This is a genomic window from Mesorhizobium sp. M1C.F.Ca.ET.210.01.1.1 (assembly GCF_004791585.1).
Lineage (GTDB): Bacteria > Pseudomonadota > Alphaproteobacteria > Rhizobiales > Rhizobiaceae > Mesorhizobium.
Window position 1 is genome coordinate 238,002 of the sequence record NZ_SRUU01000007.1, and the last position, 15,194, is coordinate 253,195.

General features: G+C 62.9%; 16 protein-coding genes. 15 read left to right on the plus strand and 1 reads right to left on the minus strand.

Annotation, left to right across the window (positions count from 1 at the left end):
* Positions 1-70 precede the first annotated feature (70 nt).
* The 4 genes from EN853_RS10890 to EN853_RS10905 all read left to right on the plus strand — a co-directional run bounded on the left by EN853_RS10890 (position 71) and on the right by EN853_RS10905 (position 3,834).
* Complete coding sequence (locus EN853_RS10890; RefSeq protein WP_127858564.1) at positions 71-871, plus strand: SDR family oxidoreductase; 801 nt, start codon at positions 71-73, stop codon at positions 869-871.
* A gap of 10 nt (positions 872-881) precedes the next feature.
* Positions 882-1,895, plus strand: a complete 1,014-nt coding sequence (locus EN853_RS10895; RefSeq protein ID WP_127858598.1) for a zinc-binding alcohol dehydrogenase family protein — start codon at positions 882-884, stop codon at positions 1,893-1,895.
* Between the two features lie 41 nt (positions 1,896-1,936).
* On the plus strand, positions 1,937-2,827 hold the full coding sequence (locus EN853_RS10900; protein WP_127858565.1) for a TIM barrel protein: 891 nt from the start codon (positions 1,937-1,939) through the stop codon (positions 2,825-2,827).
* A 137-nt stretch (positions 2,828-2,964) separates the two neighbouring features.
* Positions 2,965-3,834: a TIM barrel protein gene (locus EN853_RS10905; RefSeq protein WP_127858566.1), complete on the plus strand. Its 870-nt coding sequence runs from the start codon at positions 2,965-2,967 to the stop codon at positions 3,832-3,834.
* A 38-nt stretch (positions 3,835-3,872) separates the two neighbouring features.
* Here EN853_RS10905 and EN853_RS10910 read toward each other — a convergent pair whose 3' ends face one another.
* Complete coding sequence (locus tag EN853_RS10910) at positions 3,873-4,754, minus strand: NmrA family NAD(P)-binding protein (RefSeq protein ID WP_127858567.1); 882 nt, start codon at positions 4,752-4,754, stop codon at positions 3,873-3,875.
* Positions 4,755-4,910: 156 nt separating this feature from the next.
* On the opposite strand from EN853_RS10910, the gene EN853_RS10915 reads away from it, so the two are divergent.
* The 11 genes from EN853_RS10915 to EN853_RS10965 all read left to right on the plus strand — a co-directional run bounded on the left by EN853_RS10915 (position 4,911) and on the right by EN853_RS10965 (position 14,928).
* Complete coding sequence (locus EN853_RS10915) at positions 4,911-5,993, plus strand: sugar ABC transporter substrate-binding protein (RefSeq protein ID WP_245516922.1); 1,083 nt, start codon at positions 4,911-4,913, stop codon at positions 5,991-5,993.
* An 8-nt stretch (positions 5,994-6,001) separates the two neighbouring features.
* Positions 6,002-7,048: an ABC transporter permease gene (locus EN853_RS10920; RefSeq protein WP_127858568.1), complete on the plus strand. Its 1,047-nt coding sequence runs from the start codon at positions 6,002-6,004 to the stop codon at positions 7,046-7,048.
* Positions 7,045-8,562, plus strand: a complete 1,518-nt coding sequence (locus EN853_RS10925; protein ID WP_127858569.1) for a sugar ABC transporter ATP-binding protein — start codon at positions 7,045-7,047, stop codon at positions 8,560-8,562. The genes EN853_RS10920 and EN853_RS10925 overlap by 4 nt, the downstream gene beginning before the upstream one ends.
* A gap of 58 nt (positions 8,563-8,620) precedes the next feature.
* Positions 8,621-9,595 carry an ABC transporter permease gene (locus tag EN853_RS10930; RefSeq protein WP_127858570.1) on the plus strand — a complete coding sequence of 325 codons (975 nt, stop codon included), beginning with the start codon at positions 8,621-8,623 and terminating at the stop codon, positions 9,593-9,595.
* A gap of 39 nt (positions 9,596-9,634) precedes the next feature.
* Positions 9,635-9,997 carry a VOC family protein gene (locus EN853_RS10935; RefSeq protein ID WP_135855913.1) on the plus strand — a complete coding sequence of 121 codons (363 nt, stop codon included), beginning with the start codon at positions 9,635-9,637 and terminating at the stop codon, positions 9,995-9,997.
* A complete protein-coding gene (locus EN853_RS10940) occupies positions 9,988-10,536 on the plus strand; it encodes a VOC family protein (RefSeq protein WP_127858572.1) in 549 nt (182 codons plus the stop codon). The genes EN853_RS10935 and EN853_RS10940 overlap by 10 nt, the downstream gene beginning before the upstream one ends.
* A 15-nt stretch (positions 10,537-10,551) precedes the next feature.
* Positions 10,552-10,950 (plus strand): nuclear transport factor 2 family protein, encoded by a 399-nt coding sequence (locus EN853_RS10945; protein WP_127858573.1) that lies wholly within the window; start codon positions 10,552-10,554, stop codon positions 10,948-10,950.
* Between the two features lie 96 nt (positions 10,951-11,046).
* On the plus strand, positions 11,047-12,003 hold the full coding sequence (locus EN853_RS10950) for a VOC family protein (RefSeq protein WP_127858574.1): 957 nt from the start codon (positions 11,047-11,049) through the stop codon (positions 12,001-12,003).
* An 82-nt stretch (positions 12,004-12,085) separates the two neighbouring features.
* Positions 12,086-13,393, plus strand: a complete 1,308-nt coding sequence (gene hisD / locus EN853_RS10955; protein WP_127858575.1) for a histidinol dehydrogenase — start codon at positions 12,086-12,088, stop codon at positions 13,391-13,393.
* Entirely contained in the window at positions 13,390-14,169 is a 780-nt protein-coding gene (locus EN853_RS10960; protein ID WP_127858576.1) for an SDR family oxidoreductase, read from the plus strand. Before hisD ends, EN853_RS10960 begins: the two co-directional genes overlap by 4 nt.
* A gap of 96 nt (positions 14,170-14,265) precedes the next feature.
* Entirely contained in the window at positions 14,266-14,928 is a 663-nt protein-coding gene (locus EN853_RS10965; protein ID WP_127858577.1) for an FCD domain-containing protein, read from the plus strand.
* The last annotated feature ends 266 nt before the right edge of the window (positions 14,929-15,194 follow it).

Consider the following 15,194-nt stretch of genomic DNA (forward strand, 5'->3'; position numbering starts at 1 on the left):
AAACTGCACAGCCAGCGTCACTGCGCCTGCATGGCGCATATGGGCGATGCAACCACTGCTTGAGGGATCCATGGACACCGGATTGAAGGGAAAGACCGTGCTCATAACGGGCGCGGCAAGCGGCATAGGCAGGGCAACGGCGCTCGCGTTTGCCAGGGAAGGGGCGGACCTGCGCCTTATCGATATGGATGCGGCGGGCCTGAAGGAGACGGCCGCATCGGCCTCGGCGACGGGCGTCGAAATCACGCTTGCGGTCGCCGATCTATCGTCGGCGCAAGGCGTCGAACAGGGGATCGCCGACGTGTTCCCAGCCGCGAATGGCAGACTGGATGTCCTGGTCAACAATGTCGGCATTGTCGACGCGCAGCCATTCGATCTGCTGACCGACGCGCACTGGCAACGCACATTCGACGTCAATTTCCTCAGCAATATCCGCATGACGCGCGCCCTCTTGCCTCGGCTGCGCGAAAGCCGCGGCGCGATCGTCAACAACACGTCCGATCTCGCCCGCCAGCCTGAGACCATTCCAGCCGACTATGCCGCCTTGAAGACCGCGCTGGTGAGCATCACCAAAAGCCTGGCACGCGCCGAGGCTCCCCATGTTCGGGTGAATGCGGTCGCGCCAGGGCCGGTCTGGAGCCCGCTGTGGTCCCGGCCGGGAGGGTTTGCGGACAAGCTTGCGGAGGTTCACGGCATGCCGCCGCGCCAGGCGGTCGACCATGAAATGAAATTGCGGCAACTGCCGCTCGAGCGCATGGGCGAACCTGAGGAGGTTGCCGACATCATCGTCTTCCTCGCCTCGGAGCGGGCATCTTTCGTCACATCATCGGTTTGGGGCGTCGATGGCGGGTCGATCCGCAACCTGTTCTAGGAGCAGTCGGATGAAGGCAGTCGGATTCACCAAGGCCGGGCCCGTCGACGCGCCGGATGCGCTTGTCGAGGTCGAACTGTCCCGACCGAGCGAATTGCAGGATCACGACCTTCTGGTCGAAGTAAGGGCCATTTCGGTCAACCCACTCGACGCCAAGCTCAGGCGCATAGCCGATCCAGGCGGTGCGCTCAAAGTGCCCGGCTACGACGCCGCCGGGATCGTCGTGGCGGCGGGCTCGAAGGTGGAAAACTTCAAGACGGGCGACGCTGCGTTCTACGCCGGCTCGGTCGTTCGCCAGGGCAGCTACGCGGAATACCAGCTTGTGGATGAGCGGATCGCCGCGGCGATGCCGAAGAGTCTCGATTTTGCGCAGGCGGCTGCCTTGCCGCTTACCACGCTGGCAAGCTGGGAGCTTCTGTTCGACAGGCTTGGCGCCCGCCCAAGACCGGCCTCGGCCGGACGGACCCTGCTGATTGTCGGTGGCGCCGGCGGAACCGGTTCCATGGCGATCCAGCTCGCGCGCGCCTTGACCGATTTGACGGTGATCGCGACAGCGTCGCGACCGCAGACGGCGGACTGGTGCCGGGAGCTTGGCGCCGCCCATGTCATCGACCACCGGCAGCCGTTGAAGCCGCAGGTGGAGGCATTGGGCTTCAAGGGCGTGGATCTCGTCATGGCGCTGGCTCAGACGCCTCGACATCAGAGCCAGTTCGTGGATCTGGTTCAGCCGTTCGGGTCAATCGGAGTTCTCGATGATCCCGATCCGTTTCCGCTCGCCACGTTGAAAACCAAGTGCATCGCCGTGCATATGCATTCAGTGATGGGACGGCCGGTTTTTCAGCGCCCGGACATGGCCGAGCAGGGGGCAATCCTGCGCAAGCTGGCGCAGCTGGTCGATGCCGGGGAGGTGCGAAGCACGCTGACGAGGCGCCTGGGGCGGGCCTCGGCGACCGCGCTGATCCAGGCCCACCGGGATATCGAGGCCGGCTCTGTGAACGGCAAGATTGTTTTCGAAGGTTTTTGAGGCGCCATTGCTTCGCGCCTAGCTGCGACAAGGAGGAGACTATGGACAAGTCGTCGACGATCATGTGGGTGGGAACGGTGCGGTCGCTGCCGCTGAGGGAGCAATTGCGCGCCTCGCGACTGGCAGGCTGCGATGCCATCTCAATCACGCCATGGCATTATTGCCGTTGGCTTGCCGACGGCGTCACAACGAAGGACATGCTGCTCATGGCGGATGACGAGGGGGTGAAGCTGACCCAGCTCGATCCCTATTCGCGCTGGGCGACGCATTGGCTGCCCGACAATCTCGACCCGGCCGCGTTTTCGCTCGGGTTTTTCGGGTTCGACGAAGACGACTTCTTTCGCATCGGCGAGGCGCTTCGGGTCGACTCCATGAGCTGCATCATCACCTGTCCGGAAAGCCAGGTCTCGATCGATCAACTCATCGAAGGCTTTGCCAGGACCTGCGACCGCGCCGCCGGCCTTGGCTGGCGCTGCGACCTCGAATTCATTCCGTTCTGGGGCCTTCCCGACCTCGAGACCGCCTGGAAGATCATCAAGACCGCGGACCGCGACAACAGCGGCCTGGTGTTCGACTTCTGGCACTATCTGCGCGGCAAGCCGGACCCGGCGCTGCTAGACACGATCCCCGGCGACAGGATCTCCACCGTGCAGATCGCCGATGCTGACGCAACGCTGAGACCCGGCCGGTCCCTGTTGGACGACTGCATCTTCCATCGCGTCGACGCTGGCACTGGCGGCTTCCCGGTGGTCGAGCTGCTCCAGCAGCTTCACCGCATCGGCGGGCTCAACCGTTATGGACCCGAGACCTTCTCCGGTCTCTACGACACGCTGTCGGCCGAGGAGATCGGCAACCGGAGCCGGGTCGCACTCGCAAATGTCTTCGACAAGGCGGGTATTCCACACCGTTTCGGGACGGACGAAGCCGCCTGACTCGGCTGCAAGTTAACCAACGGCGTTGCGAGCCATCATCGGCAGATGGCGGGCTTCTCGCCACGGGCGTCGGCCGACGCGGCGTTCCGCCGTGGCCGGCTAAGTAGGTGACGCCAGGAAAAGAAGGGAGGATTGTGATGACTGCACCGGTCGATTTCGTCTTTTGGCCCGCCTCGGCGCGCGCTCATGGGTTCCGGGGGCATGTGGAAGCCGCAAGGGCAGGCGGCTTCACCGCTCTCGCCATCGCGCCTGAAACGTACCTCGACGCATTGGAGTCGGGGCTCACCCCATCGGATATGAAGGCGATGGCCGCCGATGCCGGCGCTCCGCTGCGCTATCTGGACTCGCTCACCGACTGGGCCCCCATCCGTGTGCCGGCGGAATGTTCGCCGGAGCTGCGCGCCCGCTTCGATGTCAGCACCGATCATTCGTTTCGCATGTGTGAGAAACTCGGTTTGACGTCGATCCTGGCGGTTGCAGGTTATGACAAGGGAAAGGTTGAGCTCTCCCGGCTGATCGACGGGTTCGGGCGGCTTTGCGAGCGCGCCAAGGCGCAGGGATACTGGATCGATCTTGAATTCATGCCGTTCTGGGGAATGCCCAATCTTTCCGATGCCTGGGCGATCATCAGTGGCGTCAATCCGTCCAATGCCGGCATCCTTGTCGACGTCTGGCATTTTTCCAAGGGCGCATACGAGCTCGACCTGCTCAGGAGCCTGCCGGCCAGGCACCTGGCTGGAATGCAGATCGATGACGGTTTGCGGCGGCAGGTGGGCAAGTCGCTCTTCGACGATACGATCAACTATCGGAATTTCCCGGGAGAGGGCGAATTTGACGTCGTCGAGCTCATCAAGATCGTCGCGGGCAAGGGCAACCTCCGCCATGTCGGCCCCGAAGTCTTCTCGCTGGAAGCCGACGCACTGTCGGCGACAGAGGCGGGAGAGCGTTCGGGAGATACCTCCCGCAAGGTGCTGGCCGAGGCCGGCGTGACGGCGGCAACGGCCTAACACTTGCGCCCGGACATAGGGTCCGGGCCCCCGCATTGCTATCTTGTCCCTCGTTCCGCGGCGAAGCGGCGGGCGAAATCCTCGAAGCCGGCGGGCTCGCGGCCGAGGATCATCGATGCCGTCGCCGGATTGCCGCCCGGCAGACCAAAGCGGTCGTAGTGACGGCACATCGCCGCATAGATCCGAAGATAGTCGTCCGGAAGGCGGCCGCGGTTGCGGCGCCGCCATTGCGCCGGCGCATAGCGCGACGCCTGAACCGGCTTGCCCAAAAGTCCGGTCAGCACCTTCGCCATGCCGGCGTGTGAAAGCGGTACGCCGCCAACCAGCTCATACGTGCCTCCGATATAGCGCTCGGTCGTGAGCACGACCGCCGCCGCCTCTGCCAGATCGGCGAGATCGACCATCGCCATGGGAAGGTCTGTCCGATAGGGGCGTTCATAGATGCCCTCGGCTTCGATCTTCGGCCATTCGAGCGCGATGTTCTGCATGTACATGGCGGGCTGGAGGATTGTGTAGGCCAGGCCGGATTCGATCAGCATCTCCTCCACCCGAAGCTTCTGCCGGTGGTGGATCATGGTTCGGCATTGCGAATGGAAAACCGAATGAAGGACGAAATGCCTTAGACCGGCGTCGCGGGCGGCGCCGATGATGTTGGCTCCCAACGTTATCTCGCGGTCATTGAAGCGCGGTCCGATATGGTAGAGCCGCGCAACTCCCGAGACCGCGCCATCGAGCGACGAGCGATCCCCAAGATCGGCGACCGCGATCTCGTGCGCGCCTGCAGTGCGAAGGCTGTCCTGTCCCGCCAGCGTGCGGGTCATGGCGCGAATCCGCGCTCCGCGCGCGGCAAGCGCAGTGATTACCGCTTTGCCTGTTCGCCCCGTGGCGCCGGTGACAAGCACGGTTTCTCCTGTTCCCATGGCCGAATGCTCCTATCGGTTGCGCAGGCATCGATCATCACTTTTCCTTTTAGATAATTTATTCGTCTTTACAAAATAGATTTTTTGATGAAATGTATGTTCCGCAGGGCCGTAGAGGACGGCCCGTCGCATGAACACGATCATCGGGAGGATGAAGTGAAACTGCTGAAAAGGATTTCAGCCGCGGTGGTGGCGGCTGTGGCGATCGTCGTTGGCCCTCTGGCGGGCGACGCCGCAATGGCCCAGGAGAAACCAAAGACCATCTATCTGGCGGTCGGAACGACCAGCAGCGAGTACTGGCAGGAGGTCATCTGGGGCGCGCAGCAGGTGGCGAACTCAGTCGGCGCCAAGCTCGAGGTCTACGAGAGCGGGTTCGACGGCCAGAAGCACATGCAGCAATTGGGAGCGATACTTGCCGCCGGCTGCGAAGGCTGTGCGTTCGCCTGGTTTCCTGACTCGACGGCTTTCACCAAGGCTTTCGTCGAGCGGGCGGAAGCCGGCGGCGCAGTCATGACGACGATGTGGAATCGTCCCGAGGAGATCCATCCCTGGGACACGGCTTCCGATGCATGGATCGCCAACATTTCCTTCGACGGTGTCGATTCCGGCTACCAGAACGGCATGGCGCTGTGCAAGGCGATCGGCGGCAAGGGCGGCATCGCGGTTCTCAAGGGCACGCCGGACAATCCGCCCTCGAAGCAACGGGAGATCGGCCTCCTGAAGGCAGTCTCGGAATGCCCGGGCATGACGATCCTCGACACCCAGATCGGCAATTGGGGGCAGACGGAAGGTCAAAACATCACGCGTACATGGATTGCGCGCTACGGGGACCAGTTGAAAGGTGTCTTCGCGCAAAATGACGGCATGGCGCTCGGCACGGTCGCGGCGCTGCGCGAGAAGGGCCTGGCGGGCAAGGTCCCCGTCACCGGCTCCGACGGATCCAGCGACGTGCTGAAGCTGATCAAGTCGGGCGAGATGCTGTCCAGTATGCGCATCAGCTCGCAACTGCACGGAGCCGTGGCGGCAGCTCTTGCCTACGCGGTGGCCTCGGGAGACCTCAAGATCGGCGACCTGGCGCAGGCGCAACGCGACTTCTACCTGGTGCAAACGCTGGCCACCAAGGACAATGTCGATGCGATGCTCTCGGCCCAGCCGAACCCGGCCGACTTCTCCTACGACGCGCTGAAGAAGAATTTCTGGGCGCGGTCAAAGGGTCAGATCCCGGTCGGCGTGAACTGAGCCGCACCATGACCCAGGCGCAATTGCACGCCCACGACACCGGCGCAATGGTTTCCCCGCGACGCGGGGAAGCTGGAACGCAGCGGCGATCCGGGCACACCGCACTCGGTGTCTTGAAATCGGCCGGCCCGATAGTGTCGCTGGTTGCAATGGTTCTGGTGTTCGCCAGCCTGACCCCGAATTTCGTTTCGGCAGCCAATTTGCAGGCGATCTTGGAGTCGGCGGCGGTTCCCGCCGTGGTGACGATCGGGATGACCTTCGTGCTGGTGCAAGGTTCGATCGATCTGTCGGGCGAAGGAGTGGCTTCACTCGCCAACATCCTGCTTTCGATCCTGATCGCCAACAGCGTCACCGCACATGACCTCGGTGCGGGCGCGATTGTGGTGGCGCTGGCCGCGGGCCTAGCCGTCGGCGCCCTGAACGGGACACTGTATGCCTATCTGCGGATGCCATCGCTCATCGTCACGCTTGCGATGTGGTTGATCACACTCGGCCTGGCGGCTTTGCTCTTTCCCTCCAGGCAGCCGCAAATCCTCGACGGCGGCTTTGTCGGATTGGCCCTGCACAAACATCTGGGCCTCAGCGCGCTGGTGTACCTGGCTGCGGCGCTCGCTCTCGTCGCCTTCATCGTCGAGCGGCGCACCAAGCTTGGCCGTATGGGCTTTGCCATCGGCGCCGAGGAGGCGCTTGTCCGGTTGGCTGGCGTGAACGTGAATGTCTACAAGGTCGGCGCCTTTGCCATCTGTGGATGCCTGACCGGATTGGCCGGCATCCTGACCGCTGCGCAGATCGGTGTCGGCAATCCCTTGGCGGGAGAGGGGCTGCTCTTTCCAGGAATTGCCGCTTGCGTGATCGGCGGCACGTTGCTGTCCGGCGGCCGGGGTGGCGTGCTGCATTCGCTTGTCGGTGTCCTTGTTCTCGTCACGTTGCGCAACGGTCTCGTGCAGACGGGAGCCAACCCTCTGCTGCAGAAGGCCATCGAGGGGGTGGTGATCGTCGTAGCGGTCGCCGCGTCCACCTGGCACCTGCGGCGCAAGACCCGGGTGGTAAAATGAACGCGCTGCTGTCACTGCAAAATATATCCAAGCGCTTTCCCGGCGTGCTCGCTCTCGATGAGATCGACATGGAGCTGCGCCAGCATGAGGTTCTCGGCCTGATCGGCCAAAACGGATCGGGCAAGTCGACATTGATGAAGATCATCGGCGGCCTCCATCAACCAAGCGCCGGGGAAATGCGTCTGCGGGGTTCACCTGTGCGCTTCGGCTCTCCCCTTGAGGCCGCGCGAGCAGGTATAGGGCTTGTTCATCAGGAGCAGTCGCTCATCGGCAATCTCACCGTTGCCGAGAACCTTTTCATCGACAAGCCGACCGATTTCAGCCGCTTCGGATTCTACCGGCGCGGCCGGATGAACGATGCGGCCCGTATCCAACTGGAGAAGGTCGAACTGGATATCGCGCCGGACACGCCTGTCGACCAGCTGACCTTTGCGCAGCGCCAGATGGTCGAGCTGGCCAAGGTGCTGTCGCTCGAGGAACTGGTGGAAGGTCATCTCATCGTCCTGTTCGATGAGCCGACTTCGGTGCTGACGCCGACCGAGATCCAGGCGCTCTTCCGGCAGGTGCGGCGACTGAAGATGCGCTCATCGGTCGTCTTCATCTCGCATCGCATGGACGAGGTGCTGGCGATCTCCGACCGGGTCTATGTGCTTTCCGACGGACGCAATGTCGCCGAAAGGGTGAAAGGCGCAACCGACCCCGACGAGTTGTACGAGCTGATGGTTGGACGCCAGCGCGCGGGTTCGGTGCTGCCGCGGAGCAATCCGCCGGACAAGAAAGCGCCGAAGCGACTGGCAGTCCGCGACCTGACGGTGCCGGGCAAAGTCGAGGATGTGACCTTCGATGTCGCGTCCGGGGAGATCGTCGGCTTGATCGGCGTCCAGGGATCCGGCGCCGAAGCGGTCTGCCGCGCGATCTTCGGCGTCGAGGACAGCCACAGCGGCCACATCGAATATGAGGGCCGGCCGGTGCGTGTCAGCAGTCCGAGCGGCGCCGTCGGTCTCGGCATTGGCTATGTCCCCGCCGAGCGTAAGGCGGAAGCGATGATGAAAGGCATGAGTGTCTGCCAGAACATGACCGTTACCTTCGGGTCGGACTATGGCTATGGCGGGCTCTTGCTGTCGAAACGGCGCGAACGGCGCGAGGCGGCGAACTGGGTTGAGCGGCTCAAGATCAAAACGCCGTCGCTCGACCACCGTATCGACCAGCTTTCGGGTGGAAATCAGCAGAAGGCGGTGCTCAGCAAATGGCTTCTGGGTCGCTCGCTGCGGCTCCTGGTGCTCGATCATCCAACCCGCGGTCTCGATCCCGGAGCGCGCGCCGACCTTTTCAACGCGATCCGTCGGCTGGCCGAAGAAGGTCTGTCGATCGTCTTCGTCGGCGACACGCTGGATGAGATGGTGACGCTCTCGGACACGATCCTGGTGTTGCGGGACGGGAGGCTCAGCCAGCGTTTCGACGACGTGCAAGCCAAACGGCCGTCGGAGGAAGACATCGTGAGAGCGATGGTATGAGCAGGCACCGCGACCCTCTCGACCGACACTGCACCTGGTGGACCCATCGGAGTCGTTCATGACCCCCGTACTCGCCCGAATGTTCCCATCCATCCGATCAGCTGGTGACCTGCTGCGCGCCTGCGGGCCGGCCATTGTCCTCGTGCTGGTGTTCGCGGCTGTGATCTGGATCGCGCCGGGCATCCTCAAATGGCGTGCGATTAACGCGCTGCTCTTCGACGCGGCGCCGCTGCTGATCCTGGTTATCGGCAGCACGCTTCCGGTGCTGCTCGGCTGCATCGACCTGTCGGCGGCCGCCATGGCGTCGTTTTCAGCCGTGGTCGTGGCGCTGCTTGTCCCCGAATTCGGTTCGGCCGCCGTGCCGATGGTGCTTGCTGGAGCGGCAGGGATCGGGGCCGCCCAGGGGTGGCTGATCGGGCGGCTTCAGATTCCTTCCTTCGTAATGACCCTTGGGACGCTTGGCCTGTTTTCCGGCCTTGCCCTCTATCTCAGCAACGCCTCGACGGTCGGCCTCGGTCCTGGAGTTGCGCCGCTCGACTTTCTCGGCGGCAGGACGCATGGCGTGCCCAATGCCTTCCTCGCGGTTGTCGCGGTGTGGATATTCCTGTCCCTTTTGCTGCGTTTCACGCGTGTCGGCCGGGATATCTACGCCTTCGGAGCAAGCGAGCTGGCTGCCTATATGTCCGGCGTCCGGCGCGACCTGATCCGGAGCTGCGCGTTCGCGATCTCGTCGATCTGCGCCGCGCTCGGAGGGATGATGCTTCTATCGCAAACCCTCTACAGCGCGCCGACGATGGCGAGCAACCTGCTCTTGCCCGCGCTGGTCGGCGTGGTGGCTGGCGGGACCGCAATCTCGGGCGGGGTAGGCGGCCTTTCGGCTAGCCTCATAGGCGGGCTCACGGCAGTGATGGTCCGTGTCGGCGCCACGATCGCGGGCCTGCCGGGCGCCGCGCAGGACGTCGCCTTCGGCATCATCATTCTGGTCGCGGTCGCCGTTACGACGGACAGGACCAAGATCGGCATCGTCAAGTGATCCGGACGGCGGCCAAAAAGCATATCTCGGGAGGATTTGATGAGACCGATGGTTCAGCGGCTGGGCTATGTCGCCCTCAACGTGACGGATATCGAAGCTGCGATAGACGACGCTTGCACGATTGCAGGCGCTCGCGTCGTCGAACGCGAGCGCGGTCGAGCCTTGCTCACCTCGAACCAGCGTCACGCCGAACTCGTCCTGCATGCCGGCGATGGCGACAGCGTTCGAGCAATCGGGCTGCAGGCCCACGATGGGGAGGCGGTCGCGGCGGTGCGCATTCGTGCCGAACAGGCTGGCCTCAAAATTCTGTCCGAGCGTCCTCGCTTGCGTGCATCGAGCGCTCCGTCACGTTCGCGACCAGCGAGGGCCATGTCTTTGAGGTCCACACGCCAATGCCGCTGACGCAGCCGGTCCGTCACACGGGCCCGGGCATCCGTCCCCGCTGCCTCGATCACGTGAACCTGTCGAGCAGGGATTCGGAGGCGATTAGCCGGGAGCTCGAGGCCGTTCTGGGGCTTCGACTGTCCGAGCGGACCACCGGCCATGAAATCGTGTGGATGCGGGCGGCTGACAACCGGCACCACACGGTCGCGACCGTCAAAGGACCAAGCGGGTTGCACCACTTCAGCTGGGAGTTCGCTAGTTTCGACGATTTCAAGCGGCTGGGAGATACACTTGACGCACAGGGACGCTTCCTGGTCTGGGGACCTGGCCGTCATGGCACCGGCGACAATCTGTTTGCCTATTACATCGGCCGGTCCGAGTTCATGGTGGAATGCATCGCCGAAATGGAGGTGATCGAGGACGAGAACCACCAGGCAAGGATTGCCGACCCGGGCGAAAACCTATCGAATCCCAAGGTCGTGAACCGCTGGGGCGCGCTGCCGCCCCGCCTTTGGACGGAGCATTTCATGCCGTTCGCCGCATCGATCGCTGCTTGAATCGGGAGGAAAACCATGGATTTGCAAAAAGCAGACCCTGCCGATGAGGTTCGCCGGGTCATCGAAGGTCTCGAGGAGAGACGCTATTCGGCGATGCTGGCCTCCGATGTCGCGACGCTTGCGGATCTCCTCGATGACGACCTGGTCTACACGCACTCCTTCGGAGAGCGTGACGACAAGGCGGGTTATCTGAAAAAGGTCGCAGACCGGTTCTTCGTCTATCACGAAATCCATCACAGCAGCGAACGCATCGTCGTGCGGGACGGCCTGGCCGTCGTCGCCGGCACCATGCGTGCGAAGGCGACGGTGGGAACCGCGGTCCGCGAGTTCGATAATTCCTGCATGGCGGTCTGGGGAAAAAGCAGGGACCAGTGGCGTCTGATCGCCTATCAGCCGACACCCTTTCGGACGTAGTTAGATCGCATCATTGACATAAAAATATATTTTTTGTAACGATGTCTGGCGTCGACGGAAGTGAGGACGTCGGATGCGACGGGTGGAGGATGAACAATGACGGCAATTCGCAAGCGGCAGCTTGATGCGGGCGGCGAGGGCATTCTCGGCATCCACTCGGTCAATCATTTCGTGCTGGCCGTTCCCGACCTCAAGGAGGCCGAGCGCTTCCATCAGGCCTTCGGTCTCGACGTGGTGAACCACCGCTCAGGCTATGCGGTGCGCACGGAAGGGATCGACCACGACTGGGGCTTCTTTGTCCAAGGCTCGCGCAAGCAGCTGCAGCATCTATCCTTCGGCGTTTTTGACGAGGATTTTCAACGCTTCAAACTGCATCTGGAGGCCAAGGGGATGGAGCTGTTGGCTCCGCCCAAGGGCTTCGAGTCCAACGGATTGTGGTTCCGCGACCACGACGGCAATCTCATTGAGCTGATCGTCGCCGCCAAGATGTCGCCCGACTTCAAGGCGCAGTCGGGGCATGCCTCAACGCCCGCCGGCGTTGTCGCCGCGCCGCTGCGCAGCAAGGCGGCGAAGGTTCGCCCGACCCGGCTTGCCCACATCCTGATCTTCACCCGTGATGTCCAGAAGGCGATCGACTTCTATACCGAGGTCCTGGGCATGGGGCTGTCCGACCGCTCGGGCGACAACATCGCATTCCTGCATGGCCGCCACGGCAGCGACCATCACATGCTTGCCTTCGTCAAATCATCGGCGCCTGGCCTCCATCATACAAGCTGGGATGTGCCGCTGATCGACAATGTCGGGCAAGGTGCGATGCAGATGGCCGATAAGGGTTTTTCGAGAGGCTGGGGACTGGGGCGCCATGTGCTTGGTTCGAATTTCTTCCACTACATCCGCGACCCCTGGGGCAGCTACGCCGAGTACTCGTGCGACATCGACTACATCCCCGCCGAGATGGATTGGGAATCCAAGGACCACGATCCGGAGGATTCATTTTACATCTGGGGACCGACTCCGCCTGACGACTTCGCGCGCAATTATGAGGCCGAGTAGGCGAAACGGGCTTTTCGACACCATTGCAGCCCCCCGGGATGGATAAGGCTCCGGGCAAAGAACGCAGAGCAAAGGAAATTGCATGATCAGAATACTGAAGTCGGGGCGATCCGCGGAAGCCAAGGCGACCGATGCCAGCGCCGTGCGCGGCGCAGTCGAGAGTGTTCTCATCGACGTCGAGGCCCGTGGAGACGCTGCGTTGCGGGAACTGTCGCAGAAGTTCGACCGGTGGTCGCCGCCGTCCTTTCGTCTTTCGCAGGAAGAGATCGATGCCTGCGTCGGGGCGCTGTCTTCCCGCCAGCTGGACGATATCCGTTTCGCGCAGGCGCAGATCCGCCGCTTTGCTGAAGTCCAGAGGGCCGCGCTCAAGGATGTCGAGGTCGAGACTCTGCCCGGCGTGGTGCTCGGCCACCGCAACATTCCGATGAATTCGGTCGGCTGCTACGTGCCGGGAGGCAAGTATCCGCTTGTTGCATCCGCCCATATGGGGATCGTCACCGCCAAGGTGGCCGGCGTGAAGCGGGTTATCGCCATGACGCCGCCGTTCCAGGGAAGGCCAGCCCCGGCCGTCATCGCAGCCATGGCGCTGGCGGGCGCCGACGAGATTTATGTGCTGGGCGGCATCCAGGCCGTGTCCGCGATGGCGATCGGCACCGAGACGATAGCGCCGGTGGACTTCCTGGTCGGCCCGGGAAATGCCTATGTCGCCGAAGCCAAGCGCCAGCTCTTCGGCCGTGTCGGCATAGACCTGCTCGCCGGGCCGACGGAAACGCTGGTGATTGCGGACGACACGGCCGATGCCGAGCTCTGCGCCACGGATCTGCTTGGGCAGGCCGAGCATGGCCCGAACTCGCCGGCCATCCTGCTGACCACGTCAGAGCAACTCGCGACGCAGACCATGGCCGAGGTCGAGCGGCTTCTCGGCATTTTGCCAACCGCATCGATCGCCAGGCAGGCATGGACCGATTTCGGCCAGGTGATCGTTTGCGACACCGAAGACGAAATGGTGAGCGAGGCGGACCGCATCGCTTCCGAGCATGTGCAGGTCATGACGCGCGACCCCGATTACTTTCTGCGCCGTATGACCAACTATGGAGCGCTTTTTCTCGGAACGAGGACGAACGTTGCCTATGGCGACAAGGTGATCGGCACGAACCACACCCTTCCGACTTTGGGAACGGCGCGTTTCACGGGCGGGCTTTGGGTCGGCAAGTTCCTGAAGACCTGCACCTACCAAAAGGTCCTCACGAACGAAGCCTCGGTGATGATCGGGGAATACTGCTCGCGACTTTGCGTCCTCGAGGGGTTCCTGGGCCACGCCGAGCAGGCGAATGTGAGACTGCGGCGCTATGGCGCGCGCAATATTCCTTATGCCGAGGCGGCGGAATGAACGCTTCGCCCGTTACGCTGCCGATGGCGCCCTCGTTTCGGCTGGACGGGCGTCGCGCGTTGGTGACGGGCGCCGGACGCGGAATCGGGCTGGCCTTGGCCACGGCGCTTTCGGAGGCGGGCGCCGACACAGTGCTGGCTGCGCGGACCAGGAGCGAGGTCGAGGAGGTCGCGACGGAGCTGAGGGCTCGCGGCGGCAAGGCGGAGGCGCTCGTTCTGGACGTTACCGACATTGCCGGAGCCGGCGAGTTGATCGCGCGACAGCCGGCTTTCGACATAGCGGTGATCAATGCGGGCACCAACAGGCCGAAGCTGATGGCCGAGGTGTCCGAGGCGGACTATGACATCGTTCTGGATCTCAACGTCAAGGCTGCCTATTTCTCGGCGCAGGCCGTTGTTCGCAAAATGCTGGCCGAACATATCCGGGGCTCGATTATTTTCACGACGTCGCAGATGGGTCACGTCGCGATGGCAACGCGAACCCTCTATTGCGCGTCCAAGCACGCGGTGGAAGGACTGGTGAAGGCCATGGCTGTCGAGCTCGCGCCGCAAGGCATCCGGGTCAACAGCATTGCTCCCACCTTCATCGAGACCCCGATGACGGCTCCTTACTTTGAAAGCAAAGCTTTTCGAGATGAGGTATTGTCCAAAATCAAGCTTGGCCGACTCGGTCGAGTCGAGGATCTCATGGGGGCCGTTGTCTTTCTCGGTTCGGACGCCGCCGCGTTGATGACGGGCACTTCCATCAGGATCGATGGCGGCTGGACGGCGGAATGACTTCTGCGGCTTTGACATTCGACTCAAGTCGGCCAAGAAGCGGCACGATGCCTGATGCATTTGAACCACCTCGACGGCCAGACAAGCGACACTGACATGGATACGGTAGCCCGCACGATTGCCAACGACGTCTACGAGCAGCTGCGCCACGATATCATTTCGTGCCGCATGCTTCCGGGGTCCAAGATCAATATCCAGGCTCTCGTGCAGAAGTACGAGGTTAGCTTGGGCGCAGTCCGCGAGGCGCTGTCGAAGCTTTCGGCCGAGGGCCTTGTCGACGCCAGGGCGCAGCGTGGGTACACGGTTTCGGACGTGTCTCCGGAAGACCTCGCCGAATTGACCGACGCCCGCGTCCGCATCGAGCAGGAGTGCCTCAAGCTGGCGATCGAGAAAGGCGGACTCGAGTGGGAGACGGATATCGTGGCTGCCCTCCACCGTCTCAGCCACACGCCGTATACGATGCCCGATGACCCTGCCGTTCTGGACCAGCGCTGGGTCAAGGCCCATCGTGAATTTCATCGTGCTTTGGTTTCCGCCTGCGGCAACCGCTGGCTGCTTCGGATTCGTGGGCAGCTATACGATCAAAGCGAGCGCTACCGTCAGCTCTCGGTACCGCTTGCCAGAGCCGAACGCGATGTGGCGCAAGAGCATAGAAACATCGCAGATGCGGTCATTGCCCGCGATGTCGCGCGCGCCTGCGCGGCGATAGCATCGCATATGTGGACGACAACGCAGATCGTCACGACCGGGCTGACCTGAGGACAACGCCGAACTTACTGCACGAAACCACAGCGCGGAAGCAAGTTTAGGCTTGATCTTGAACGACGCCCCTTGCGCTATGGACTCACGGCAACGTCGGCTTTCCAGCTTGGAAGTCTGGAAGTGGACGTTCCGCTAGCGTGAAGAGTTTCGGGCGCCGGCAGGCGTACGAAAGTCCCCGAGGAAGGAACCCGCGGGCCACAGGCGATGGCTATGGGGATTTCGATTTTCGGCAGATGTCGGCGATGGCGCGACCGCCGTCGGGA

Coding starts and splice junctions, on each gene's coding strand:
- EN853_RS10905 (WP_127858566.1), top strand. CDS start 2,965: ATGACTGCACCGGTCGATTTCGTCTTTTGGCCCGCCTCGGCGCGCGCT.
- EN853_RS10920 (WP_127858568.1), top strand. CDS start 6,002: ATGACCCAGGCGCAATTGCACGCCCACGACACCGGCGCAATGGTTTCC.
- EN853_RS10900 (WP_127858565.1), top strand. CDS start 1,937: ATGGACAAGTCGTCGACGATCATGTGGGTGGGAACGGTGCGGTCGCTG.
- EN853_RS10895 (WP_127858598.1), top strand. CDS start 882: ATGAAGGCAGTCGGATTCACCAAGGCCGGGCCCGTCGACGCGCCGGAT.
- EN853_RS10965 (WP_127858577.1), top strand. CDS start 14,266: ATGGATACGGTAGCCCGCACGATTGCCAACGACGTCTACGAGCAGCTG.
- EN853_RS10960 (WP_127858576.1), top strand. CDS start 13,390: ATGAACGCTTCGCCCGTTACGCTGCCGATGGCGCCCTCGTTTCGGCTG.
- EN853_RS10950 (WP_127858574.1), top strand. CDS start 11,047: ATGACGGCAATTCGCAAGCGGCAGCTTGATGCGGGCGGCGAGGGCATT.
- hisD (WP_127858575.1), top strand. CDS start 12,086: ATGATCAGAATACTGAAGTCGGGGCGATCCGCGGAAGCCAAGGCGACC.
- EN853_RS10945 (WP_127858573.1), top strand. CDS start 10,552: ATGGATTTGCAAAAAGCAGACCCTGCCGATGAGGTTCGCCGGGTCATC.
- EN853_RS10910 (WP_127858567.1), bottom strand. CDS start 4,754: ATGGGAACAGGAGAAACCGTGCTTGTCACCGGCGCCACGGGGCGAACA.
- EN853_RS10935 (WP_135855913.1), top strand. CDS start 9,635: ATGAGACCGATGGTTCAGCGGCTGGGCTATGTCGCCCTCAACGTGACG.
- EN853_RS10930 (WP_127858570.1), top strand. CDS start 8,621: ATGACCCCCGTACTCGCCCGAATGTTCCCATCCATCCGATCAGCTGGT.
- EN853_RS10940 (WP_127858572.1), top strand. CDS start 9,988: ATGCCGCTGACGCAGCCGGTCCGTCACACGGGCCCGGGCATCCGTCCC.
- EN853_RS10925 (WP_127858569.1), top strand. CDS start 7,045: ATGAACGCGCTGCTGTCACTGCAAAATATATCCAAGCGCTTTCCCGGC.
- EN853_RS10890 (WP_127858564.1), top strand. CDS start 71: ATGGACACCGGATTGAAGGGAAAGACCGTGCTCATAACGGGCGCGGCA.